The sequence below is a fragment of the Acidihalobacter aeolianus genome (genome assembly GCF_001753165.1).
Classification (GTDB): Bacteria; Pseudomonadota; Gammaproteobacteria; order DSM-5130; family Acidihalobacteraceae; genus Acidihalobacter; species Acidihalobacter aeolianus.
Genome location: NZ_CP017448.1, coordinates 1,837,192 through 1,861,240, shown reverse-complemented (window position 1 = coordinate 1,861,240; position 24,049 = coordinate 1,837,192). Strand labels below are relative to the sequence as shown.

Genomic DNA, 24,049 nt, shown 5'->3' with positions numbered 1-24,049 from the left:
TTGAGTCTGTAGCCATCGTTTTACCTCTCCTGGCACACCCATTGCTTGCTAACGGTGTTCGCTGGGAGAGACCTAATGATGACATTAAACAGCGATACGCATTTGCTGATTCGTGTAGGCGAGGATTCGGCTCCGACCTTATGGGCCGAGTTGGGAGAATGTTTAAACGATAGCTCCGATATTTGGGGCTTTGCATGCGATACGCATCGATTAGGCCCATTGCTCGACAAGCTTCTGCGGTCACTTGCACCGAGCGTGCGTTCATCTGCGCAGGCTATCTGCATGCCTATCTCGGCCGATCAGACCGTGTTCGAGGTGATGCGTCACCTCGTGCCGCTTGAGGCGCTGCACGCCAGAATTCACCATCCCTGGGTCAATCTCGATCTAGGCCCTGGTATTTCAAGCGATATCCAGCCCATCGTGGATCTGAATCAGAGTGGGCGTATTTTTGCTTACGAAGCCCTGTGTCGAATACGCCTGGACTCGGGGGAACGCTTGAACGGCGGCGAGGCATTCGCCATCGCCAAGCGCGCCGGACGCTCAATCGAATTGGATCTTGCCTGTCAGACGAGTGCCTTGCGCGTTAAACAAAGCCTGATGCCTGTGGGTATGCCCGTGTTCATCAACGCCATGCCACACAGCCTCCTCGCGCGTAACTTTACCGAACACCCTTTCCTGAAACGCATGCAGGCACTGGGTGTGACGCCGCACGATGTGGTGATCGAAATCGTAGAAAGCGAGCGAGTGGATGATCATGAGGCCCTGGCGGCTACATGCGATGAACTCAAAGCCATGGGATTTCGAATCGCTCTGGACGATATCGGGTCCGGGTATAGCGGCTTGAGTCTACTTGCGGCGCTGCGCCCCGATTTCGTAAAAATCGACCGTGCGTTGGTGCATGGCGCCCATAACAGCCGCATGCGTATTGGTGTCCTCGAAGCCTTGATATCAATGGCCCAGCGACTGGGTTGTGCCACTGTTGCCGAAGGACTGGAGGATGTGGAGGATGTGGAGTTGTGCCGTAACCTTGGCGTGGGGTATGGGCAGGGGTATTACTTTGCGCCACCATCGCCCCACCTGACATCCCCGCAGTCCTTGCCGTTGCTCGGTTCGGTACGCGACCGGCAGATGCGCTCGTCGGTCAGACTCGGTGATTTTATGAGTCCTGGCGAAACTCTCCCACTCGATGCCAGTGTAGCCGACGCAAGACAGATGTTTCGACGCGACGGCGGCCTCGAACATGTCATTGTGCTGGATGGAGGCAGGCCTGTTGGTTACCTCAGTCGCCAAGTGCTGTCTGCCCAGGACACGGATACGGCAGGGCGGCATGCCCGTCCTCTCGATCAGTGCTTGCGTTCCCGCGTCAATGCCCACAGTCTCCTGCGCCGCTTGTACGACAGTGGTGGCCGAGCAAGACCATGGGTCGTCGTTGACGACTCCGGTAGATACATGGGTACGTTGGTTTTGCTGGGAGTCCTCGATCACCTGCTCGATATCGGATTGCCGCAAAGCGTACATCCCTTGAGTGGGTTACCTACGGGCCCGGTGCTGCGCAGTCTCATCGAGCAACGTCTTGCGGGGCACGAGTCGCTGCAATTGGTTTATCTGGATCTGGATCACTTCAAGGCCTTCAACGATCGCTACGGCTTCGTGAGAGGCGATGCCATGATCAAGGTTCTTGCGGAGATTCTGCGTAAGGGGTTTGAGGGGCTCCCGGAAGTGGAACTCGGACATATCGGCGGCGATGACTTCCTATTGGTGGCTCCAGCGCAGACTCCAGGGTTGTTCAAACGCATTCAATGGTTGATTGACCGCTTCCACGAATTGGCCCCTCATCTTTACGATGAGAGCGATCTGGATCTCGGTTATTTCGGAACACAGCACGGCCGGTATTATCCGGTTGCGACGTTGTCTGTGGTTGTCGTAAATGGCCAGAGCGGCCCGATGAGCGACAGCGTGATGGCAAGTGCTAGGGCGGCCGAACTTAAACGTTCAGCCAAGGATCGCTTGGGAAGCGTCATCGTGACCGAAGGTAATCCCCCGAACATCGCAGAACGGCCGAGGGTACTGGCCCATGCGCTTTGGCGTGAGGTTCTGGAGTCGGCACTTGAAGACTTTCCTGATCATGCCTCACCAGCTGCGGTAGATGAATGGTTTGCGCGGCACCCCGTGTTTGAATTGGTATTCAGAGTGGATTCGAGGGGGATACAGCAAGGTGCGAATTGGCTTAATCCTGCCATGCGGGGGCTGATCAAGCGAGGTGGGGACGGTATGAACAGGGCGGATCGAGCTTATTTCCGCGAGTTGCGCCGAGGTCAGCGGAGCTATTTATCCAGCATATACATTTCCAAGGCCACGGAGGATTTCTGCATCTCGTTGGCGTTGCCTAAGTGGCGCCACGACGGGGGGCTTGCCGAAGTCATGGTGGGCGATATCAATCTTGTATCCCTGGTCGCTCTGGCCGCGATACCTGCTGATACGCATATGGCGACTGTGACGGATGTGCGGGTAGGCTAGTGCCCTCAGAGTTTAACCACCTGAATTCTTGACCATAGGTTGTGTTTTTATGTCGCGCAGCCAATCGATGTTCCAGTGTTGGATGGCCCAATCCCACACCACACCCGGTGCCTCGCCGTATAGCTCCATAGGCGGGTTCTGACGAAGCCAACTGAGTGCCTTCCAGAGATTCTGCCCCGGTTGCAGGGTCTGGAGATCGGCGGCTCCGGTGGATTTGCTCAATTTGAGTCCCTGCGGGTCGGTCGCAATCGGCAGATGCGCATATCTAGGGGTGGGTTTGTTCAGACAGCTTTGCAGATGTAACTGGCGAGGCGTGGATTCGAGCAGATCGACGCCACGCACGACGTGGGTGATGCCTTGCCAGGCATCATCAACGACGACTGCCAGCTGATAGGCGTAATAACCGTCCGCACGCAAAATCACAAAGTCGCCGCATTCCGCTTCCAGATCCTGTGAATAATGTCCTTGTAGCCAGTCATCGAAGGCAACTGGGCGGTGATCGGTCAGTATGCGTATGGAGCGGGCTGTGGTGCCGATCGGCAGACCTCCCCTGCAGTTTCCAGGGTAGACTAATGCGCCCGAAGCGCTGTACGTTTGATCTCGTCGTGAGCATGCACAGGGATAAGCCTGGTGACTTGTCTTGAGCTCATCGAGGGCTTCGGCGTAGGCGTCGAGACGGTCACTTTGCCAGACGACAGGCTCGTCCCAGACGAATCCATGCCGATCGAGATCGTGCATGATGAGGGATGCAGCCCCCGGGACTTCGCGTGGCTGGTCGATATTTTCGATCCGCAGGAGCCAAGTGCCATGATGGTAACGGGCATCGAGGCAACTCGCCAGGGCTGTGGCCAGCGAACCGAAATGCAGGGGGCCGGTAGGCGAGGGGGCAAATCGCCCCCGGTAGTGCGTTGCAGAAGGCTGCGGAGGAGATGTCTGTTCCGCCGAATGGCCAGGCGAGTCCTCCGCAGCGAGTGGGTCGGCCCCGCGGGCGCTCACGCCATCTGCTTTTCCTTGATCTCCTGCAGAGTCTTGCATTCGATGCACAATGTTGCAGTTGGCCTGGCTTCCAGTCGACGGATGCCGATTTCAGCGCCGCAGGATTTGCAGTAACCGTATTCACCCTGATCGATATCGTTCAGGGCTTCCGAGATTTTTTTCAACAGCTTGCGTTCGCGATCACGGGTACGCAGTTCGAGGCTGAACTCCTCTTCCTGTGTGGCTCGGTCGGCTGGATCCGCAAAATTGGCGGCCTCGCTTTTCATGTGTTCGACAGTGCGGTCCACTTCTTCCATCAGTTCCTGGCGCCAGGCGCGCAGAATCGTACGGAAGTGCTCGCGCTGCGCGTCGTTCATGTATTCCTCGCCGTCCTTTAGATCATACGGGGCGATACCCGTGACGGGAGAGCGTACAGGGGTGTTCGGGTTCTGGTCGCTAGCGGCCATGGTCAACTCCGGCTGAGATATAACTGCTCAATTCTACACCAAGCTCGAAAAGCCGTTCTTAGTAGCAGATGTATGGATCACATGCAAGCGCCATAGCAGGGTGCATCCAATTGGCAGGTTCCCGCGTGTTAGTATCTGGCGGTAGTCCTCCGCTGTGGCATGCCCTAGTTGGGCAAGCGCCCAATCCGATACGAACAATAGAGCAACAGGGAGAATTCGAGTTATGTCAATCCGATATTCATTTGCAGTCATGAGTGCCATTGTATTGGGAACCGCCACAGCGGGTACGGCACATGCCGCGCTCGGTTTCGATGTGAGCGTTGGTGCCGGAGTGTGGTCACAGCAACCGAGTGGTTATGTCCATTATTCAACAGGCGGACAGGCTTCTAGCGACGTCAATCTCAAGAACGATCTGGGACTGAGCAGTAAGAGCCAGGGGTATGCCTGGGTCGATATACAGCATCCGATTCCGGTGTTGCCCGATGTCGAGATCAGGTACTCGCGCATTAATACCAGCGGCAGTCAGGTGCTGTCGCGCACCATCACCTATGGTGGGCAAACCTATAATGCCAATCAGCAGGTGAATAGCCAGGTCAAATTGACGCAGACGGACTTTCTTTTCTACTACCAGCCAATCAACAATGTCGTTCAGCTTCGCCTGGGACTCGATGTCAAGGCGATGAGCCTGAGTGCGGATATCAGCAGCGGCAACCAATACAGTTCCGCAAGCGGCACGGCAGCGGTGCCTATGCTTTACGCAGGCTTGCGTGCAAATCTACCGTTTACCGGACTGAGTGCTGCCGCAGATGGGAGCTATATCGGTAACGGCTCGGATTACTTTGCCGATTATCAGGCACGTCTGGCCTATGAGACACCCATTGGGCTGGGCTTGCAGGCCGGATATCGAGTGATGGAGTTGCGGGTAGGCAATTCCCGGATCGATCCCAACGGTGACATCAAGTTCAAGGGCGCCTTCGCCGGTGTATTTTACCAATTCTGAAACCGTGGACATGCCTGGCAGGGATGCCGGGCATGTGTTTGAAATCTTCTATAAGGTAATCAATGAACATCAAGGCGCTGATATTCGATGTGGATGGCACCCTGGCGGATACCGAGCGAGACGGGCACCGTCCAGCCTTCAACCTGAGTTTTGCGGATGCGGGGCTCGATTGGCATTGGAGTCCCGAGCTTTACGGTGAACTGCTCGAGGTCACGGGGGGCAAGGAGCGTATTGCGCATTACATCAAGCAGCATTGCCCCCATTTCACACCGCCGGATGGCTCTCCGCTGGATGAGTTTATCGCCGGGCTGCACCGCGCCAAGACGCGCCATTACATCGAGTTGCTCGCACGCGGTGATATCCCCTTGCGTCCAGGTGTGGCGCGTTTTCTCGGTGAGGCGAGGGAGGCCGGGCTGAGACTCGCCATCGCAACCACTACGACACCCGAAAACGTTACCGCATTGTTGCGCTCGACTCTGGGTGAGGCGTCTATTGGCTGGTTCGAGGTCATCGCGGCGGGAGATGTCGTGCCGGCAAAGAAGCCCGCACCCGATATTTTCATCTACGCGATGGCGCAGCTGGGATTGCCTCCAGAAGCGTGCCTGGCGGTCGAGGACTCGGCCAATGGGTTGGCTTCCTCGCGAGCTTCCGGACTGCAAACCCTGGTGACGGTGAACGACTACACACTGGATCATGATTTCTCCCAGGCCTGTGCGGTACTCGATCATCTCGGCGAGCCAGGAAAACCTTGTCGCGTGCTGCGTGGTCCAGCAGGCTTGGCGCCGATGGTCACATTGTCGGGGGTGCAGACCTGTCTGCAGAGGGGCGTGGCTTAGGATGACGTGTCTTAGGATTCTGGCTCGCTTGTGAGCACCTGGCAGTAAAGTCGTCCGTGAGCGAGCCGAGCCTTGACGGTACTCGCCACGGGTGCCTGCTCTGATCTGCTGATGACGCGCCCCTGCTCGTCGAACAGGATCGCGTAGCCTCGCCCAAGCGTGGCCAGCGGACTGACGGTCTCCAGTGTGCGGACTATGCTCTGTAGACGCCCTTGAGCCTTTTCGATCTGGCGACTGGTTACGCTATGCAAACCGCGTGTTGCCTGCGATAAGCGCATGATCAGCAATGGCAACCGGTTGTTGGGCGCCATTGCATTCAGGCGTGCGTGCAGTATCTCAGTCCTCTGAGCAAGCCGTTGATGACGTGCCCGCTGTGTCTGCTGTAGGCGGCTCTCTAGTTCGTCGAGCCGCTGTTGGAGTTGCTGCAACCGGCTGAGCGGGTGTCGTTGCCAGAGGCGGATGCGCAGCCAATTAACTTCCTGCCTGAACTGGTCAAGTCGAGCATTCAGTGCGCGCGTCATTCGCATCCCATCACGTTGCACATGGCGCAGGAGGTCGCTGCGGTCGGGCGAGATCAGCTCGGCTGCGGCGGAAGGTGTCGGTGCGCGTACGTCGGCTGCGAAGTCGGCAATGGTGAAATCCGTTTCATGTCCGACTGCGCTGACGACGGGTATGTCAGAATGCCCGATTGCGCGCGCGACGGACTCCTCGTTGAAGGCCCACAGGTCCTCCAGTGAGCCGCCCCCCCGGGTGAGCAAGATTACGTCACAACGGGCGTCGCGGTTGGCTTGGTCGAGGGCTGCCACAATGCCCGGTGCCGCCTGGTCCCCTTGCACCATCACCGGATAGATCAATACGCTCATCGCGGGAAAGCGTCTGCGCAGCACACTGACTACGTCGCGCAATGCAGCCCCCGTAGGTGAGGTGACGATCCCGATACAGGCTGGGTAGGCGGGCAGCGTGCGTTTCCGCGCGACATCGAAGAGACCCTCAGCTGCTAGCTTGAGACGCAAGGTCTCGAAAGCGCGACGTAACGCCCCTTCGCCCGCTTCCTCCATGTGTTCGACGATCAGTTGGTAATCGCCCCTGGCTTCGTACAGGGTGACCCGTGCTCTGAGCAGTACCTGCAACCCTGATTCGGGTTTGAAGCGCAGCAGGAGATTGCGATTGCGAAACATGGCAGCCCGCACTTGGGCGGCCCCATCCTTGAGCGTAAAGTAGATGTGGCCGGAAGATGGGCGCGAGAAGTTGGAAATCTCCCCCTCCACCCAGATCAGCGGAAACCCGCCTTCAAGCAGTTCACGAGCAGCTGCATTGAGTCGGGAAACACTGAATACCTCGTCCGGATTGGCTGTATCGCTCATTCGAATCGCTCTGTGATGAATCGAAGTTTACCTATATCGGCCTGAAATCTATAATGGCCGGTTTAATTGAGCAGACCGGGGTGTGACGTCATGCGAATCGTGCAAGAAGCGCTTACCTTTGACGACGTATTGTTGCTGCCGGCGCACAGTCAGGTTATGCCGCGCGACGTTTCCCTGCAAACCCGCCTGACGCGTGAGATCAGCCTGAATATCCCGCTGGTCTCCGCGGCGATGGATACCGTGACCGAAGCGCGCCTCGCCATTGCTTTGGCGCAGGAGGGCGGCGTCGGGATCATCCACAAGAACATGACGGTTGAGCAGCAGGCGCTGCAGGTCCGTCAGGTCAAGAAATACGAGAGCGGGGTGATCACACAGCCAATCACGGTGACCCCGGACATCAGCATCCGCGAGCTTCAGGCTCTGACCCGTGCGCACAACATCTCGGGTGTCCCCGTGGTAAACGGACAGGATCTGGTTGGCATTGTTACCAGCCGCGATATGCGTTTCCAAGAGAATCTCGACGCCCCGGTCAGCAATATCATGACACCGCGCGAACGACTGGTTACCGCGCGCGAAGGATCCGGCCTGGAGGAAATTCGCGGCCTGCTGCACAAGCACCGCATCGAAAAGGTCCTCGTGGTCAATGACAGCTTTCAGCTGCGTGGCATGATTACGGTGAAGGACATCCAGAAATCCACCGACTTCCCCAATGCCTGCAAGGACGGCGAAGGGCGCCTGCGCGCCGGCGCGGCCGTGGGCACGGGCGAGGGTACCGAGGCCCGTGTCGAGGCGTTGGTCGAGGCCGGCGTGGACGTACTCATCGTCGATACGGCGCACGGCCATTCGCAGGGCGTGATCGATCGCGTGGCCTGGGTAAAGCGCAATTTCCCCGCGTTGCAGGTCATCGGGGGCAATATCGCGACCGGTGCGGCCGCGTCCGCGCTGGTAGAGGCGGGAGCCGATGCGGTCAAGGTGGGTATCGGCCCGGGGTCGATCTGCACCACCCGTATCGTGGCGGGCGTCGGCGTGCCGCAGATCAGCGCGATCGACAATGTCTATCAGGCACTCAAGGATACCGATGTGCCGCTGATCGCTGATGGCGGAATTCGTTTTTCAGGAGACATTGCCAAGGCTATCGCCGCCGGTGCGCATTGCGTAATGATCGGCAGTATGTTCGCTGGGACGGAAGAGGCGCCCGGAGAGGTCGAGCTGTATCAGGGGCGATCCTACAAGTCCTATCGTGGTATGGGCTCTCTTGGGGCGATGCAAAAGGGGTCTTCAGATCGCTACTTCCAGGAGGTCGGTTCCGCGGTCGAGAAGATGGTTCCCGAAGGGATCGAGGGGCGCGTGCCTTATAAGGGCCCGATTTCCGGCATCATCCACCAACTCCTGGGTGGTCTCCGTTCCAGCATGGGCTATGTAGGAGCCTCCGACATCACGAATATGCGGACTCGGCCTGAATTCGTACGGGTGACGAACGCGGGTATGCGTGAAAGCCACGTGCACGACGTGGCTATCACCAAGGAAGCCCCGAATTACCGCATCGATTGAAGGCGCTGCGGTCCTTCCCATAGCCAGGCACGGAGCCGATGACCGATAACATTCATGCCGACAGGATACTGATCGTCGATTTCGGCTCGCAGTACACGCAACTCATCGCTCGCCGCGTGCGCGAGGCGGGGGTCTACAGCGAGATACACCCCTGGGACATGTCCTCGGACGACGTGCGCGAATTCGCACCGGCAGGGATCATTCTTTCCGGCAGTCCGGAATCGACCGTCGGCGAAGCGGCTCCCAGTGCACCGGACGCGGTTTTCCAGCTTGGCGTACCGGTGCTCGGCATCTGCTACGGCATGCAGACCATGGCAGCCCAACTGGGCGGCGAGGTCGAGGTCAGCAATCACCGAGAATATGGTTATGCACGAGTGCGCGCGCGCGGACATACGCGTCTGCTGAGTGATATTGAAGACGAAACCTCGGCCGAAGGGTATGGCTTGCTGGACGTCTGGATGTCGCATGGCGACCGCGTCTGCGCCTTGCCGCCCGGCTTCAAGCTGATGGCGAGCACCGACAGTGCACCGCTGGCCGGGATGGCGGACGAGGACCGTCAATACTACGGCGTCCAGTTCCATCCGGAGGTCACGCATACGCGCCAGGGTGCTCGAATCCTGCAGCGGTTCGTGCTCGATATCTGCGGCTGCCGACCGTTATGGACCTCGGCCAACATCATCGACGACATGCTCGATCGCGTACGTGCCCAGGTTGGTAGTGATCAGGTCGTTTTGGGCTTGTCCGGCGGCGTGGACTCTTCGGTGGTCGCAGCCCTGCTGCACCGCGCCCTCGGGAAACAACTGACCTGCGTGTTCGTGGATCATGGCTTGCTGCGCCTGAACGAGGGCGATCAGGTCATGCAGACCTTCGCGCAACACATGGGTGTCAAGGTCATCCGGGTGAATGCCGCGGAGCGATTCTTCTCGACACTTGAAGGCATCGCCGATCCTGAAGAGAAACGGCGGACGATCGGACGCCTGTTTATCGAGATTTTCGATGAGGAGGCTGGGCGGATCCGTGATGCGCGCTGGCTGGCTCAGGGCACGATCTACCCCGACGTGATCGAGTCCGCCGGTAGCAAGACGGGCAAGGCCCATGTGATCAAATCGCATCACAACGTGGGCGGACTGCCCAAGGACATGAAGCTGGGGCTGGTCGAACCGCTGCGCGAGCTGTTCAAGGACGAGGTTCGCAAGATAGGGCTCGAGTTGGGCCTGCCTTATGAGATGGTCTACCGGCATCCGTTCCCGGGCCCGGGGCTCGGCGTGCGTATCCTCGGCGAGGTGAAACCGCCGTATGTCGGGCTGCTGCAGCGCGCGGACGCGATCTTTATCGAAGAACTGCGAGCACACGAACTGTACGACAAGGTCTCCCAGGCATTCGCGGTCTTCCTGCCGGTGAAGGCCGTCGGCGTGATGGGCGATGGGCGGAAGTACGATTACGTCGTTGCCCTGCGCGCGGTGGAGACGATCGACTTCATGACCGCACGCTGGGCGCATCTGCCCTACGAATTCCTTGACCATGTTTCCCGGCGCATCGTCAACGAGATCGACGGCATAACGCGCGTGGTCTACGACGTGACCGGCAAGCCGCCGGGCACCATCGAGTGGGAGTGACCGGCACTGGCAGGCAATGTCTGGCACTGGCGGGCACCTACAGGCACTAAATTTCAAGGAAGAACAGGTTTATTGGCGACTAGCGGCATCTTGACTGATGTTGGTAAATATGCCAACATTTTGCTATGGGTAAGGATACGAGAGCGATCTCATGGATCAAGGCGGCGCACAAGGAGTTCGGGAAGTTTCCCAAAGGTGCCCAAACAATCATACTTCGGGCGCTGACGATTGCTGCTGATGGTAGCAAGACGGATATAGCCAAGCCGATGAAAGGCCTGGGTTCCGGTGTTATTGAGATTGCGCTTGCTTATCGGTCAGATGCCTATCGAACAGTGTATGCCGTGACATTGGGTGAGGATATCTGGGTTGTCCATGCCTTTCAGAAAAAATCCACCCGGGGTATCAAGACGCCGAAGAAAGAAATTGATCTGATCCGCTCGCGGATTAGTCAGCTTAAGGAGCAGTTACGATGACTGAGGAACTGGAAACTATTAAAGGTAGTGGCAACGTTTTTCGGGATTTTGGTTATCAAAATGCCGACGCTGAACAGCTTAAATCGCAATTGGCGGCTGAAATCATTCGGGTGCTTGATAAACAGAAACTGTCTGTTCGCAAGGCAGCGGAAAAGACCGGCTTTGATCATGCAGACTTTTCACGTATCAGGAATGCAAACCTGGGACGGTTCACCATTGACCGATTGGTAATGGTGTTGAATCGGCTGAATCAGCATGTCGAGATCAAGGTAACGCCTTTTCGTGGAAGAAGACTCAAGACAGCCTAAAAAAATGACAACCATGTATGTTCAGTACGCAATCAGTCAGATAGCCTGAAAATCAGGCAGTAGTCTATCTATGAATGGTTCATGCGTTGCCTAATCCTCAGCAATTTCTGAACATGGTATTTTTCATGGTATTACCGTTTAGCTGGAAAATAAGCCATTGAATATGAAAGCTAAAAAATGCTTATTGATAATAGAGTGGGAATAGCGCCGGAATTACAGGCGCAGGATCGCAAATGGATGCGCCGCACAATGGCGCTCGCCGACCGGGCGGCCGAGGCCGGCGAGGTGCCGGTAGGCGCCTTGGTGGTCAGGGATGGACAGGCGATCGGCGAGGGCTGGAACAGCCCTATCGGGAGTAGCGACCCCAGCGCACATGCTGAAATCGCCGCGCTCAGGATGGCGGCACAACAGGCCGGCAACTACCGGCTTCCTGGCAGTACCATCTATGTCACCCTAGAACCATGCCCGATGTGTGCGGGCGCACTGGTGCATGCCCGCGTCTCTCGGGTCGTGTTCGCTGCTTATGATCCCAGAACCGGAGCCGCCGGCAGCGTGTTCGACGTGTTGTGCTCGCCGCACAATCTGCATCGCCCTCAAGTACGTGGCGGTGTGTTGCAAGAGGAGGCTGGAACGCGCCTCAGGGCCTTTTTCCGGGAGCGTCGAACATAGGTATGTTTGATTGCTGTCGACCCGGTCGGTGACTAGAGGCTGGGTGGAGTATTTAGCAGCGAACTGGGTAGCGGTGTGTTCAGGTTCTGACCATTCTGCTTGTGATCACGCAGCCAGATGAGTATGTCGAAGTAGCTGCGTATGTTCTGCACATATTCTACCGGCTCCCGTCCACGCGCGTAGCCAAACACCGTCTGTCGGTACCAGCGTCGTTGGCTCAGCAGCGGCAGGATGAGCTTGACGTCTGCCCAGCTATTGGGGTTTTTGCCGAGCTTGGCGGCCAGGCGTCGAGCATCCATGACATGCCCCAGGCCGATGTTGTAGGCGGCTAGGGCAAACCACGTTCGGTCGGGTTCCTTGATGCTCGCGGGTAGTTCCTTGCGTAGCTTGAGCAGGTATCGAGTCCCTCCCATGATGCTCTGCAAAGGATTCAGACGATCGGCAATGTTCAGATGCTCCGCGGTAGGACGCGTGAGCATCATTAGCCCACGTACGCCAGTCGGTGAGGTGGCATCCGGATTCCAATGAGATTCCTGATAGCTGATCGCAGCCAGCAGCCGCCAACTCACTCCATATTTCTTGGCCGCTTGCTTGAACAGCGGAATCAGTGGGGGGAGGCGTTGTGCCACGTGCTTCATGAACGTGAAGGTGCCTACGTAATCGAAACTGCGCGCGTGCCCGTAATAGCGTTCGGTGATGCGATGCAGTCGACCGTTTTTCCTGATGATTGCAAAAAATCGCACCGCAGCATCATATAGGCTGGCGTCATCGCCTCTGCGGAAGGCCCAGGCAAGTTCCTGGGGTTTGCCGATACTGAATGCCACGGCAATTTGCGGGTAAAAACGCCGGTTTAGCGTAACGTCGTTTGAGTCGTCCAATGTGTAATCGAGTTTTCCCGTCGCCACCTGATAGAGTAATTCCTCAATATCGGTATCTGACTCGGCTTGCCAATTCAATTTGGGGTATTTTTTCTGCAGTTGTGTGAGAGTGGTTACAAAACTGCTGCCGGCAACGATGGCGATACGTTTGCCAACTAGTTCGGCAGGGGATTTTGGGCGAGGTTCGCCGGCTCTATAGATGAGCTCTTCCTTGATGGTTTGATAAGGAGGGCCGAAGCGTACGCGAGTGGCATCAGTGGGAGTGGCTGGGATGCCGGCTGCGAGCATGTCGACGCGACCGGTTTCCACCATGGGCATTAAGTCGGAGAAGTTGTCAGGGAGAACCCATCTCACCTTGACACCTAGATAGTTGGCAAAAGCATTGACGAGATCGTATTCGAAACCTGTTGGACCATCCGGGCCTTGATAGTAGGTCGTCGGCCCGTTACGTGTGCCTACCACCAGCGTGCCGCTGGCTTTGATGCGTTCCAACAAGGTATCCGGTGTGCGTGAAAGCACATATAAAAGTGTCGCGCTCATCAGCAGTATGAACAGCGTCACCTCGATGAACCAGATGAGTTGTCTGCGTCCGCGACGCGTTTTGAGATCAATCAAACGTCACCTGTGCTACCTATCCGACGTGTACCTGCGTGGCAAATATCTACAAGGCGCTTCCTCTCCGTGGCGTCGGTTGTTACAATCCGCGCGCACTTGGAGAGGTACCGAAGCGGTCACACCGGCACCGACTCGAAATCGGTTGGGGGCTTTACCGCCCCACGAGGGTTCGAATCCCTCCCTCTCCGCCATCCCTATTCTAAGTGTTTGATTTATCATTATTAATAGGTAAAACAAGCACTTAGGTCTATTCGACTGGTACACCAAGGCGCTACACTCTTGGGATGCCAGACATGCCATTACAAACTCATCTGTTCAGGCGTGGTGCGACGTATTACTTCCGCGCCAAGGTACCTGTCGATCTTCAAGCCTACATGGGCAAGGTCGAGGTTAAATTCTCCCTCAAGACCCGTGACCCCGCCGAAGCGCGAAGCTTAGCACGGCAGGCGTCCGCCGACTTTGACCGAAGTTGCGCGCGGTTGCGTGAGCAGATTCTAAGCCGTCAGTTCAAAGGTGAACCGCGTCTGCTCGATGATGCCACTATTCAAGAGATTTGCGCGCTCTGGCGTCATCAGGCGCTGGATGGTGACGAAGCGACGCGCATGGCTGGCGAGTTCAACGACGAACTCGACGAACACCATGCGCAACGGCTGGAAACCCGCGATGGCCTCAGAGAAACCCTGCGCCGCAACGACCTAGCAGCCGTCGAACCCGCTTTGCAGACCTTTCTATTCCTCAACGGGATCGAGGTTCACGGCGATGCGGCGCAACAACGCAAGCTACGATACCGCTTCCTGCAAACCATCACCGAAGTCCACGACCAGCAGCTCGCCCGCGATGCGGGTGAGGTAGTCTGGACGCCTGAGACGCCCGTACAGCCGACTTCGCCGCTAGTTGCGGGTCCAAACTCCCCAAACCCTCATCAACGTCCTCACACCGCCAAGGGGCTCGGCTTCGAGGAAGCGTTCTCAGTGCGCATTTCGTCGAAGGTGACCGCCGATTTCGGTGAACGTGACCGCTGCTCTCATTGGTTGCGCACTGGAGTGGTTTTTCTATCCTGAGCGGTCACGATCCGTCAACCGGAGCCTGGATCTTGCGCATGGACTCGCCGGTCAGGTTGAGTCGGTGTGAGCCGTGCAGGAGGCGGTCGAGGATAGCGTCGGCCAGGGTGGCTTCACCGAGGTAGTCGTGCCAGTGTTCGATAGGCAACTGGCTGGCGATCAGGGTGGAGCGTCGGCCGTGGCGATCCTCGATGACTTCCATCAGGTCGTTGCGCTGTGCGGTGTTGAGCTTTTGGATGCCCCAGTCGTCGAGGATCAGCAGGTCGGTTTTGAGGAGCTGGCCCATGAGCCGGACGTAGGAGCCGTCGCCGTGGGCGATGCGCAGCTGCTCGAACAGCGCCGGCAGGCGCAGGTAGCGCACCGACAGGCCGCGCCGGCAGGCCTGATTGCCCAGTGCGCAGGCGAGCCAGGTCTTGCCGCAGCCGGTCGGTCCGGTGAGGCACAGGTTCAGTGCCTGGTGTATCCAGTCGAGGCTGGCCAGTTGGGCCATGCGGGGCTTTTCCAGGCCCCGGCGGTGGTGGTAGTCGATGTCCTCGACGCAGGCCGGCACGCGCAGGCGGGCGGCCTTGAGCAGGCGGGTGAGGCGTCGGTTCTCGCGGTGCAGCACCTCGTGCTCGATGAGCAGGGCGAGGCGCTCGTCGAAGGACAGCGCATGGGTCTGGGGTTGGCCCTGTTGTTGCTCGAGGGCGGCGAGCATGCCGGTGAGGTTGAGGGTGCGCAGCTGTTGGCGGGTCTGTTGATTGAGCATGGCGTGGAGCTCCTCAGTGATAGTAGTTGGCGCCGCGGACATTGGCGTGCAGGGGCAGTGCCTCCTGGGCCGGGCTCTGATCGAGGGGCTGTTGGTCAAGGCCGCGGGCGAGGATCGACTTGACGCTCTGGTAACGGGCCGAGTCGATGGCCAAGGCTCGAGCGCAGGCCGCCTCCAGGCGCGCCGGGCGGTAACGCCGAGCGAGGCTGAGCAGCCCCAGGCAGGCGCGGTAGCCGTGCTCCGGATGAGGCCGGTCGGTCAGCTGGCGGCGTACCACCTCGGCCGTGCTGGGGCCGATCTGGCTCGCCCAGCGCAGGAAGCGCTTGGGTGACCAGTCACGGTGCACCTGATGGGTCTTGGGCATGTGCTCGGTGACGGTGACGTAGCGGCCCGGGCCGTGGTGGCGCGGATGCAGGGCCACGCGCTGACCCCGGTGCAGCACCTCGATCGTGGTGGCGGTGATGCGCAGGTCCAGCACCTGGCCGACCAGGGCATGCGGGACGCTGTAGCAGCGCTTGTCGACCTCGACGTGGTAGTCGATGCCGGGCCGGGCGCGTCGCCACTCGGCGTAGACGTAAGCCTCGCCCGGCAGCGGGCGCAGCGCGGGCCGATCGAGGCTCTCGAACAGGTCGCGACGGCTCTCGGTGCGACCCTGGAAGAGCCGCTCGTTCAGTTCAGGCAACAGCGCGGCGATGGCCCGGTTCAACTCGGCCAGCGAGAAGAAGCGGTGGTGGCGCAGCCGCGCCAGGATCCAGCGCTCGACCACCTGCACCGCCACTTCGACCTTGGCCTTGTCCTTGGGCTTGTAGGGCCGCGCCGGCAGCACGGCGGTGCCGTAGTGCGCCGCCATCTCGGCATAGGTGGCGTTGAGCTGCGGCGCGTAGCGCTCGGCGCGCTGAACCGCCGCCTTGAGGTTGTCCGGCACCAGCAGCGCCGGCACCCCGCCGAAGAAGCCCAGCATGCGCTGGTGGGAGGCGATCCAGTCGGGCAGCGACTGGGTCCAGGTAGCCTCGACATAGGTGTAGCTGGAGGCCCCGAGCACGCCGACAAAGATCTGTGCGGTACGCACCTCGCCGGTGTGACGGTCGACGATGTCGACCGTGGGCCCGCAGTAATCGATGAAGACCTTTTCCCCGGCCTGATGGTGCTGGCGCAGGCTGCGCTTCTGCCGCTCTCGCCACTGCCGGTAATGGTGACAGAACTGGGTATACGCGTACGCGCGCTCGCCGTGCGCGGCGCAGTACTCGGCCCAGAGCAGTTGCAGGGTCACGCCCTTGCGCTTGAGTTCCTGATGGATCTGGAAGCCGTCGGGGACGACGAACCGGCTCGAGGGCGCCTTGGCGGGAAACAGACGTGCCTCCAGGGCGGCCTCGTCCATGTCCGCAGGCAACGGCCAGGTGATGCCTTGAGCCCTGGCCAGGTTGACGTACTTGTTGACCGCGCCCTTGGACAGGCCGCAGGCGCGGCTGATCTGCGCGTGGCTGAGTTGGGCTGCGTATTTGAGGCGCAGCACCTCGATGACATGCTTCATTGGAATCCTCGCTGCCGGCACCGCTGTCTCCTTGAGTGAGCAAAGGAGCGCGGTTGTGCCGGAATAAGTGAAAGAATTCCAGTGGCTTGGATGAGATGACGGAGGAACGTGACCGCCGATTTCGGAAAAAGAGCCGAAATCGGTCACGATCAAACGAAATGGCCGGTCACGTTGATCCGAAACGGGCGGTCACGTTCGAGCGAAATGACCGGTCACGTTGCGCCGAAATACGCACTCAGACTGGCAGCGCTTCGATCCCAACCGGCCAAAGCGCACCGTGGATGATGTTGCCCTGGCGATCCGCGAATTCCGCGCTCTCACAGGCTACCGCACCCTCGAACAGGCACAGCGGATCGACGTCATCCGCTACCGCGACAGCCTGAGCGAGAAAGGACGGCAACCCAAGACCCTGGACAAGAAGCTTTCATTTATCTGCGCGCTCTACAACGTCGCCATCAACAACGGCAAGCTCAGCTACAACCCGGCTGCGCGTGTGCCGATCCCTAAATCCAAGGGCGCAGGGCGCGTGCCGCTCGACACCGACGACCTCAAACGCCTGTTCGGTTCGCCCCTCTATACCCAAGGCAAGCGCCTCGGCCGTAGCACCGCTGAGGCTGGCGTCTGGCTGCCGCTGATGGCGCTCTACCAGGGTTGCCGAGTCGAAGAGCTGGCCCAGCTGCACATCGACGACATCGAGAAAATCGACGGTATCTGGTGCCTGCTCATCACCGACCTGAACGACAACGCCGACGCACCCGAGAAGCGGCTCAAAAACACCGATTCCAGAAGGCGACTGCCGATTCATCCGGTACTGATCGAGGCGGGTTTGCTGCGCTATCATGCTCAACTCAAACGCCAAGGGGAAAAGCGTCTCTTTCCCACGCTCAAACCTGACCGCTATGGTCGGTACAGTTCTGGCTTCTCCAAGGCGTTTATGAGCTATCTGCGCAAAACGCTTGCCATCACCGACCGCAGAAAGGACTTTCATAGCCTGCGCCATACCTTCCGCGATGCTTGCCGAGAAGCAGGGCTTGACGAAGAACTCTCCGATGCCCTCATGGGGCACAGTGGCGGTCAGAAGATGGGTCGACGTTATGGTTCAGGATTCACCCTCAAACGTCTGCATGCAGCTATCCAGCAAGTCGCCTATCCTGACTTAGTGATCACGCCGATTGTTCCTGAGTAGACAGGGTTGGGCCGAAATTCAAGCGCCAGGCATGACGCATCGCGTTTCATTACGACTTCTTGTCCGCACCCAGTCTGCTGCGTACGACGTTCAGCCCGTGCGCGCTCATGAGTTCATTCAGCGACCACTGATAGGTTATCCCGCGCAGCACAGGGCCGGGTCCGATGTCGAGCACCGATAACTGCACCTTGCCGAGCTGATCGCTGGCGAAGTCGTCGGCGACGTCGCGTTCATACAGATCAAGGCGCTGGGCAATGCGCTTACGCACGCCATTCACGAGTGCTTGAATGAGCGGGAATATCTCAGCCAACGTCTTCGGTTTCTGACGATCCCAGACGTAGACCAGATGAATCTCGTCTAGCTCGAGTTCGCTGTGCGCGATGATGGGGTTAAAGGTGCCGCTGACGATCAATTCGCACAGTTGACCGAGGTCCGAGCTGCGCTTGCGTGTGCGCTCGACCTCGATCCACGTCAACAGACGCAACGTGCCGTGCTGCTCCGTCCACAGCGCATCCGGAGTCTTGCCGAGCCAACTGCGCATCGGCAAAACGCCTCGCCTTGTTGTCTGGTTAGGCAACGGACTGCGGTAGGTGAGGATCTCAAACTCTGAGTACGAGCGAGCATCATCCGGTGTGTACTCGATGAGATACTGATTGACGATCCACCGATGTCGCCATGTGGTATCCGACGAGCGCAGCTGATCCGTGCCGCGCTGTGCATCCGAGATCCCGGCTTGACGCAGTCGCGCCGCACCGCGTGAAGTGAGCACCCAGGCGGGTGTCATCGTGTTGGGCAGCTGCCTCGCCAGTACTTCGCGCTTGTCGGCAAGGCGACGTAAAACGCGCCGTCCCATCTGCAAGGACTGAGAACCCTCAGGCCATACTAGCTGCCCGACTTGCCGTGCCGTCAGCCAGCCAAAACGATGCAGTACGCGCAGCACGCGCGCTTCATTTTGCTGTCCGACGACGACCCCTGGAGGCACGCTGAGCCCTTCCCCTGGGAGCAGGGCGGGGGTGTGTTCAGGCGGTGTCTTGGGCGCTTGTGGCGTCGGCGCATGAGATTCCGTGCTGCCTTTGTCTACACCCTGCTTGGCTGATTTTGAGGGGTGGCGGTTATAAATCAGATTGTCGAGTTTGATTCTCATGGATAGCTCCGTGTTGAATGGGTTCAACACGTATAGCGACGACGATGACCGTATCGGCCCTTTGTATCCCCCGCTGGCTTGCGGGGGATACGGTGAGGAGTCGCCTGATCGGCGACGGGATCGGCTACCGCGAGCTCCATGCGCTGAACGCGCAAACGCTCGCTAGCCCGCCTGAACGGCGGGCTTACGCCTCCTTTTCTTAGCCGCCCCCTCCGTGCCCTCCGCTACGCTCCGGCCGCCGCCTATCGGCGACGGTTCGCACGGCGGGACACCAGCGCAGCTGGTATCGGTTGCCACCGTCGCGGCGTGTCTTCGCCACTTGCGCCGGTGGACCGCTACCGCCGCCCTGGTGTCCCGCCGTGCTCCGCACTCTGGGGGCGGGGGCGCTGCCCCCACCACTGAGCGCACCGTGGGCGGTGCTATTTGCGCTGGGGCGCAAATTCAGTGGCGGCTCCCCCGGCCTCAGATCCGTGCGCTGGGGCGCACACCTCTGAGGGGCTTCGGCTGAACGCCTTGCCCCGCATACGCGGCTCCCCGGTTCGCGCAGTGATCTGCGCTCAGTCGTGTGCGCGCATCGCGCACGCTTGCGCACGTCGCGTGATGCGCCTTGCGCCACGCCTGCGTGCAGACAACCCGCATCCGTTCTGCTGGGTGCTCGCGGGTCTCGGTTTTTTTGCATTCGAGGTTTTTTTGTGGCCCGTCCTTTTTTGCCCTGGCGTTCCCTATACGGGTTGCCAGGCCTGTCGCCTGGCCTTGGAACCCTTTATGTCAGGAATCATCACAATGGGAAGATCCGGTATTACCCTGGAACAGGTAGAAAGCGCAGTCTCCGCGCTAGAAGCCCGCAACGAGGCGGTGACGTATGACGCGATACGCAACGAGCTGGGCAGCGGGGGTTATTCCACCATCGGCAAACACCTACAGACACTGCGCGCGCGTACGGCGAGCACCTCGCCGATGACCGTGGAGGTGCCTGCGGAGATCGCGGCATCGCTCACGGCCACCTTAGGACAGCTGTGGCAGCAGGCGCAGAGCGTAGCGGCGCAGGATGTGGAAACCCTAAGACGCGCCGCCAATGCGCGCGTGCAAACCGCCGAGCAGGATCTGGATCAGCTGCTGAGGCGCTTGGATAGCACCTTGGAGGAGCTGGAACAGACGCAATCAGCCCTCGCTCAATCGTCCACCGAGGTCCGCGTACTGGAACAGGCGCAGGCAAGACTGCAGGGCGAGAACGAGAGCCTGGCAAGACAGCTCAACGCCCTGCAAGCCGTCATTCAGGATCAGTCAGAGACCTTGAAGCAGTTCATGGCGCAGCACGCGACCCAGGACGAAAAGAGCACGGCGCGCAAACGGCCATCGAACGATCAGGCCTGAGCACGCACGCGACAGAGACAAAAGCACCTTGCCCGCCGCCTGACGGGCTTTTTGTTGTCGCTGCGAAAACAGTCCATCGCCAACACCGACCCGATTACGTAATCGGCATTAGGTAACGCGCATTACGTAATCGGGGCAGGGGGTTGATTTTTGCGCCACTGCATGCGATGTTCAAAGCCCCTCAGCACCGCTCTTTGACAACCCGACAACCGGCCCGGATCGGCCCCGAGAAAAAGCTAACTTTTTTGCACCGAAACGGTGCAGAGAAAAGGTCTCGTAAGTCTATGATCCGTAAGGCTTCTGAAATATGACAGGAGTCCGAACGGACCTTCCCCGTGTAATGGGATTAAGACCAAAAGGCTGGTGTGCCCACCTTTAACGCGACCGTCCGAACGGACCTTCCCCGTGTAATGGGATTAAGACCCACCCAGAGCTGGCCTTGCACCTGGGCCTTGTGGTCCGAACGGACCTTCCCCGTGTAATGGGATTAAGACAAAGGAAACGGGTCACCATGCGACTACGAAATTCGTGTCCGAACGGACCTTCCCCGTGTAATGGGATTAAGACTTAAGTCCTCACTTCGAGTTGATAATCCTGCGGGGTCCGAACGGACCTTCCCCGTGTAATGGGATTAAGACGGCACTGCGAAGGCGGTTGCGGAGGAGGCTGGTAGTCCGAACGGACCTTCCCCGTGTAATGGGATTAAGACCCACTTCGGCGTGGTTAGCCCCGTCCCTTGTCTGTCCGAACGGACCTTCCCCGTGTAATGGGATTAAGACCCTGGTTGGGGCCGGTATATTCGAGTTCTTCGACGTCCGAACGGACCTTCCCCGTGTAATGGGATTAAGACATCAATTACAGTGAATAGACTGGAAGTTAGAAGCGTCCGAACGGACCTTCCCCGTTTAATGGGATTTGCATGATTAACTGATGATGAAATAAAAAAGCCTTCCTGACCAAGGGAGGCTTTTTTTATTGTCCTGCTATGGATGGAATCAGGCGGATATTCAGTGAGATTGATTAATTCTGCTCACATTATTCAGCATGATAATTGACAGCTAGATCGAATTTGATGATATTCAGCGGCTGTTTTGGGTCGCCAAGGTGGTACACTAGTCGCTTGGGGTGTCTTTTTAAGTCATTGAATTATAGTTAATATTCAGACTTATTGCGGAATCCCTCCCTCTCCGCCACTTCACCCCCCCTGCTGGGGTTTGCTTTTTCTTTCTGAGCAATCCTGCTATTTTTTGCTGAGGTATGCAGCAAATCCGTTTGCCCTGGGCCGGGTTTCCCTAGCCGAGGTCTCTTCCCTAAACCACAGGTTTTGTGCGCAAGAATCTTGCTAACCTGTCTAATCAGCAATGCATGATTGAGGACATTTGTTCGCGCAGCCGTCATCGGGTTGGCATTGCGTGAGCTCTCAATCCAATGGCTCAAGCACTAAGGCCCCAAGGGGTGGAAGACGTAGCTTGAGTGAGTACTCTCGCCCCATCCAAGGTGTTTCCTCTGCATTGATGATCGGCGGGTTGCCTGCGTTCGACCCGCCGTAATAGCTGGAGTCGGAATTTAGTCGTTCGCGGTACCCACACTGGCCGGGTACGCCGATGCGGTAATTCTCGCGTGGAACTGGAGTGAAATTGCAGATGATCAGAATATGGCGGCCGCTGTCGTCCTTGCGAATGAAGCTGATCACGGACTGAGCGGCGTCGTGGCAGTCAACCCATTCGAATCCCTGCCACTCGAAATCCAGTCGGTACAGGGCCGGATATTCCATGTATAGGCGGTTTAGATCCCCAACAAGGGTTTTTACACCTTGGTGCAAGTCATATTGGGTAACATACCAATCTAGAGCTGCGTCGAAATTCCATTCATTGCCCTGCCCGAATTCACAACCCATAAACAGCAGCTTTTTCCCGGGATAAGTGAACATGAAGGTGTAAAGCAGCCGCAGATTGGCAAAGCGCTGCCATTCATCGCCAGGCATGCGGTAGAGCAGCGATCTCTTGCCGTGTACCACCTCGTCATGGGAAAAGGGCAGCACGAAATTTTCAGTGAATGCGTAAAGTAGGCCGAAGGTGAGTTGATCGTGATGATAATGCCGATGTATGGGGTCCTTGCCGAAGTAATCCAGGATATCGTGCATCCAGCCCATGTTCCATTTCATCGCGAAACCCAGGCCGCCGAGGTCAGGAGGGCGGGTAACCTGTGGCCATGCGGTGGACTCTTCAGCTGTAATCAGGACGCCAGGATGATTCCCTTGCACGGTGGAGTTGAGTTCGCGTAGAAAATCGATTGCTTCCAGATTTTCATTGCCGCCGAATTTGTTTGGCAGCCAATCATTGGGTTCCCGTGAATAGTCAAGGTATAACATTGACGCGACCGCATCGACGCGTAACCCATCGATGTGGAATTCCTCGATCCAGAACATCGCGCTCGAAATGAGAAAATTTCTGACTTCGTTGCGGCTGTAATTGAAAATATAAGTGCCCCAATCGCGGTGTTCTCCAAGGCGTGGGTCGGCATGTTCGTAGAGAGGCGTGCCATCGAAGCGCGCTAGAGCGTGTTCGTCGCGAGGGAAGTGGCCTGGCACCCAGTCAAGTAGTACGCCAATCCCTGCGGCATGCAGGCTGTCGATCAAATATCGAAAATCGTCTGGAGAGCCAAACCGACTAGTGGGAGCGAAATATCCGGTGGTTTGATAACCCCATGATGCGTCGAGTGGATGTTCTGTGATGGGTAAGAGCTCCACATGGGTGAAGCTCAAGGAACTTACGTAACTGACAAGGCGGTCGGCCAGGGTTCTGTAATCGAGAAAGCTACCGTCTTCATTCCTCTGCCAGGAGCCGAGATGCACCTCGAAAATGGACATGGGGGAGTGTTGCCAGTCCGATTCCTTACGTGTTGTGAGCCAAGCATGATCGCGCCATTCGTAGGACTTATCCTCGACGGTGATGGCCGCCGTATTAGGCCTGACCTCGAATTGGCGTGCGTAAGGATCTGTCTTGGTCAGCACGTCACCGGTTGAGCGGTTGCGCAGTTCGAACTTATAGAGACAGCCGGGACCTAAGTCGGGGATAAACAACTCCCATATACCACTGCTACCGCGAACACGCATAGGGTGGTTGCGTCCATCCCAATGGTTGAAGTCTCCAACCACACTGACGCGCTCGGCATTGGGCGCCCAGACCGCGAATCGCACTCCGGCGATGCCATCGACTTGCCAGGGCTGCGCTCCGAGAATGCGATAGGCATGCCAGTGCTTCCCGGTATTGATCAGTTGTATGTCGAATTCGCTGATCTGGGGAGGAAAGTCATAAGGGTCGTGCCGCGAGAAATAAGCGCCCGAGGATTCCTCCCAGTGGATCTGGTAGTGTGCCGGCAGTTCGTCCGGGCTACCGTGCCATTCATACAGGCCCGGAGCCCCATCTATGGGTGAGAGCACGTGCCGTTGCGGGCCGACCCAGGCTGAAATGGCATGCGGCAGATAGGTGCGCACCACAATCTCGCCGGCTGCTTGTTGGTGACGGCCGAGGTAAATGAACGGGTTATGGTGGCTTGCGCGCAAAATGCGTGTGATGTCGTCTGGTAACGCGTTCGTCATGCCGACGTATCCTTGCCATGTCTTGAGTAACGTGCCAGATTGCCTACTGATCTTCGATTGCGTAGGCTTAGAGGTAAGTCAGTCTAGCATGATGTTTGCTCTCAGCGACCGGCTTGGCTGTTGCGCCACATCACA

General features: G+C 58.3%; 19 protein-coding genes, 1 tRNA gene and 1 CRISPR repeat array. Of the genes, 12 read left to right on the top strand and 8 right to left on the bottom strand.

Annotated features, from left to right (window positions below; translation table 11 throughout):
- Positions 1-75: 75 nt before the first annotated feature.
- Positions 76-2,517: an EAL domain-containing protein gene (locus BJI67_RS08525; protein ID WP_083250766.1), complete on the top strand. Its 2,442-nt coding sequence runs from the start codon at positions 76-78 to the stop codon at positions 2,515-2,517.
- 12 nt (positions 2,518-2,529) lie between these two features.
- Here the strand turns inward: BJI67_RS08525 and gluQRS are convergent, their stop codons facing one another.
- Both gluQRS and dksA read right to left on the bottom strand, forming a co-directional pair.
- Positions 2,530-3,552, bottom strand: a complete 1,023-nt coding sequence (gluQRS, locus tag BJI67_RS08520) for a tRNA glutamyl-Q(34) synthetase GluQRS (protein ID WP_083250765.1) — start codon at positions 3,550-3,552, stop codon at positions 2,530-2,532.
- Positions 3,510-3,959, bottom strand: coding sequence for an RNA polymerase-binding protein DksA (gene dksA / locus BJI67_RS08515; protein ID WP_070072666.1), 450 nt, complete (start codon positions 3,957-3,959; stop codon positions 3,510-3,512). Before dksA ends, gluQRS begins: the two co-directional genes overlap by 43 nt.
- Positions 3,960-4,182: 223 nt before the next feature.
- On the opposite strand from dksA, the gene BJI67_RS08510 reads away from it, so the two are divergent.
- Both BJI67_RS08510 and BJI67_RS08505 read left to right on the top strand, forming a co-directional pair.
- Positions 4,183-4,959, top strand: coding sequence for a TIGR04219 family outer membrane beta-barrel protein (locus tag BJI67_RS08510; protein ID WP_083250764.1), 777 nt, complete (start codon positions 4,183-4,185; stop codon positions 4,957-4,959).
- A 62-nt stretch (positions 4,960-5,021) separates the two neighbouring features.
- The gene (locus BJI67_RS08505; protein ID WP_070072664.1) at positions 5,022-5,795 is read left to right on the top strand and encodes an HAD family hydrolase; all 774 of its coding nucleotides are present in this window, start codon (positions 5,022-5,024) and stop codon (positions 5,793-5,795) included.
- Between the two features lie 11 nt (positions 5,796-5,806).
- Here BJI67_RS08505 and xseA read toward each other — a convergent pair whose 3' ends face one another.
- Complete coding sequence (xseA, locus tag BJI67_RS08500; RefSeq protein WP_070072663.1) at positions 5,807-7,159, bottom strand: exodeoxyribonuclease VII large subunit; 1,353 nt, start codon at positions 7,157-7,159, stop codon at positions 5,807-5,809.
- Between the two features lie 90 nt (positions 7,160-7,249).
- Between xseA and guaB the strand changes: the two genes are divergently transcribed.
- The 5 genes from guaB (at position 7,250) to tadA (ending at position 11,776) form a co-directional block, all read left to right on the top strand.
- Positions 7,250-8,710, top strand: a complete 1,461-nt coding sequence (gene guaB / locus BJI67_RS08495) for an IMP dehydrogenase (RefSeq protein WP_070072662.1) — start codon at positions 7,250-7,252, stop codon at positions 8,708-8,710.
- A 38-nt stretch (positions 8,711-8,748) separates the two neighbouring features.
- Positions 8,749-10,326, top strand: a complete 1,578-nt coding sequence (gene guaA / locus BJI67_RS08490; RefSeq protein WP_070072661.1) for a glutamine-hydrolyzing GMP synthase — start codon at positions 8,749-8,751, stop codon at positions 10,324-10,326.
- A gap of 125 nt (positions 10,327-10,451) precedes the next feature.
- The gene (locus tag BJI67_RS08485) at positions 10,452-10,799 is read left to right on the top strand and encodes a type II toxin-antitoxin system RelE/ParE family toxin (protein ID WP_070072660.1); all 348 of its coding nucleotides are present in this window, start codon (positions 10,452-10,454) and stop codon (positions 10,797-10,799) included.
- Positions 10,796-11,107: a helix-turn-helix domain-containing protein gene (locus BJI67_RS08480; protein ID WP_070072659.1), complete on the top strand. Its 312-nt coding sequence runs from the start codon at positions 10,796-10,798 to the stop codon at positions 11,105-11,107. The genes BJI67_RS08485 and BJI67_RS08480 overlap by 4 nt, the downstream gene beginning before the upstream one ends.
- Before the next feature lie 177 nt (positions 11,108-11,284).
- Positions 11,285-11,776, top strand: a complete 492-nt coding sequence (gene tadA, locus BJI67_RS08475) for a tRNA adenosine(34) deaminase TadA (RefSeq protein WP_070072658.1) — start codon at positions 11,285-11,287, stop codon at positions 11,774-11,776.
- Between the two features lie 32 nt (positions 11,777-11,808).
- Here tadA and mltF read toward each other — a convergent pair whose 3' ends face one another.
- Entirely contained in the window at positions 11,809-13,269 is a 1,461-nt protein-coding gene (mltF, locus tag BJI67_RS08470; RefSeq protein ID WP_070072657.1) for a membrane-bound lytic murein transglycosylase MltF, read from the bottom strand.
- Between the two features lie 98 nt (positions 13,270-13,367).
- Between mltF and BJI67_RS08465 the strand changes: the two genes are divergently transcribed.
- Positions 13,368-13,460: transfer RNA gene (locus tag BJI67_RS08465), tRNA-Ser, on the top strand.
- 102 nt (positions 13,461-13,562) lie between these two features.
- A complete protein-coding gene (locus BJI67_RS08460) occupies positions 13,563-14,330 on the top strand; it encodes a DUF6538 domain-containing protein (protein ID WP_156782086.1) in 768 nt (255 codons plus the stop codon).
- Positions 14,331-14,334: 4 nt separating this feature from the next.
- Here the strand turns inward: BJI67_RS08460 and istB are convergent, their stop codons facing one another.
- Positions 14,335-15,078, bottom strand: coding sequence for an IS21-like element helper ATPase IstB (gene istB, locus BJI67_RS08455; RefSeq protein WP_070071329.1), 744 nt, complete (start codon positions 15,076-15,078; stop codon positions 14,335-14,337).
- 13 nt (positions 15,079-15,091) lie between these two features.
- Positions 15,092-16,609 carry an IS21 family transposase gene (istA, locus tag BJI67_RS08450; RefSeq protein WP_070071328.1) on the bottom strand — a complete coding sequence of 506 codons (1,518 nt, stop codon included), beginning with the start codon at positions 16,607-16,609 and terminating at the stop codon, positions 15,092-15,094.
- A 277-nt stretch (positions 16,610-16,886) separates the two neighbouring features.
- Between istA and BJI67_RS08445 the strand changes: the two genes are divergently transcribed.
- Entirely contained in the window at positions 16,887-17,795 is a 909-nt protein-coding gene (locus BJI67_RS08445; protein ID WP_070072655.1) for a tyrosine-type recombinase/integrase, read from the top strand.
- Between the two features lie 49 nt (positions 17,796-17,844).
- Here the strand turns inward: BJI67_RS08445 and BJI67_RS08440 are convergent, their stop codons facing one another.
- Complete coding sequence (locus BJI67_RS08440; protein ID WP_156782085.1) at positions 17,845-18,939, bottom strand: replication-relaxation family protein; 1,095 nt, start codon at positions 18,937-18,939, stop codon at positions 17,845-17,847.
- Between the two features lie 783 nt (positions 18,940-19,722).
- Here BJI67_RS08440 and BJI67_RS08435 point away from each other — a divergent pair.
- Complete coding sequence (locus BJI67_RS08435) at positions 19,723-20,313, top strand: DNA-binding protein (RefSeq protein WP_197512920.1); 591 nt, start codon at positions 19,723-19,725, stop codon at positions 20,311-20,313.
- Between the two features lie 316 nt (positions 20,314-20,629).
- Positions 20,630-21,234: a CRISPR direct-repeat array (repeat unit 37 nt; unit sequence GTCCGAACGGACCTTCCCCGTGTAATGGGATTAAGAC).
- A 499-nt stretch (positions 21,235-21,733) separates the two neighbouring features.
- Here the strand turns inward: BJI67_RS08435 and glgB are convergent.
- Complete coding sequence (glgB, locus tag BJI67_RS08430; RefSeq protein ID WP_070072652.1) at positions 21,734-23,914, bottom strand: 1,4-alpha-glucan branching protein GlgB; 2,181 nt, start codon at positions 23,912-23,914, stop codon at positions 21,734-21,736.
- Between the last annotated feature and the right edge of the window lie 135 nt (positions 23,915-24,049).

What these genes read in the sequence shown, in the direction of transcription:
- glgB (WP_070072652.1), bottom strand. Translation starts at nt 23,914, where the DNA reads ATGACGAACGCGTTACCAGACGACATCACACGCATTTTGCGCGCAAGC.
- BJI67_RS08485 (WP_070072660.1), top strand. Translation starts at nt 10,452, where the DNA reads ATGGGTAAGGATACGAGAGCGATCTCATGGATCAAGGCGGCGCACAAG.
- BJI67_RS08525 (WP_083250766.1), top strand. Translation starts at nt 76, where the DNA reads ATGATGACATTAAACAGCGATACGCATTTGCTGATTCGTGTAGGCGAG.
- guaA (WP_070072661.1), top strand. Translation starts at nt 8,749, where the DNA reads ATGACCGATAACATTCATGCCGACAGGATACTGATCGTCGATTTCGGC.
- BJI67_RS08440 (WP_156782085.1), bottom strand. Translation starts at nt 18,939, where the DNA reads ATGAGAATCAAACTCGACAATCTGATTTATAACCGCCACCCCTCAAAA.
- BJI67_RS08435 (WP_197512920.1), top strand. Translation starts at nt 19,723, where the DNA reads ATGGGAAGATCCGGTATTACCCTGGAACAGGTAGAAAGCGCAGTCTCC.
- gluQRS (WP_083250765.1), bottom strand. Translation starts at nt 3,552, where the DNA reads ATGCAAGACTCTGCAGGAGATCAAGGAAAAGCAGATGGCGTGAGCGCC.
- guaB (WP_070072662.1), top strand. Translation starts at nt 7,250, where the DNA reads ATGCGAATCGTGCAAGAAGCGCTTACCTTTGACGACGTATTGTTGCTG.
- tadA (WP_070072658.1), top strand. Translation starts at nt 11,285, where the DNA reads ATGCTTATTGATAATAGAGTGGGAATAGCGCCGGAATTACAGGCGCAG.
- xseA (WP_070072663.1), bottom strand. Translation starts at nt 7,159, where the DNA reads ATGAGCGATACAGCCAATCCGGACGAGGTATTCAGTGTTTCCCGACTC.
- BJI67_RS08480 (WP_070072659.1), top strand. Translation starts at nt 10,796, where the DNA reads ATGACTGAGGAACTGGAAACTATTAAAGGTAGTGGCAACGTTTTTCGG.
- istA (WP_070071328.1), bottom strand. Translation starts at nt 16,609, where the DNA reads ATGAAGCATGTCATCGAGGTGCTGCGCCTCAAATACGCAGCCCAACTC.
- BJI67_RS08460 (WP_156782086.1), top strand. Translation starts at nt 13,563, where the DNA reads ATGCCATTACAAACTCATCTGTTCAGGCGTGGTGCGACGTATTACTTC.
- BJI67_RS08510 (WP_083250764.1), top strand. Translation starts at nt 4,183, where the DNA reads ATGTCAATCCGATATTCATTTGCAGTCATGAGTGCCATTGTATTGGGA.
- istB (WP_070071329.1), bottom strand. Translation starts at nt 15,078, where the DNA reads ATGCTCAATCAACAGACCCGCCAACAGCTGCGCACCCTCAACCTCACC.
- BJI67_RS08505 (WP_070072664.1), top strand. Translation starts at nt 5,022, where the DNA reads ATGAACATCAAGGCGCTGATATTCGATGTGGATGGCACCCTGGCGGAT.
- dksA (WP_070072666.1), bottom strand. Translation starts at nt 3,959, where the DNA reads ATGGCCGCTAGCGACCAGAACCCGAACACCCCTGTACGCTCTCCCGTC.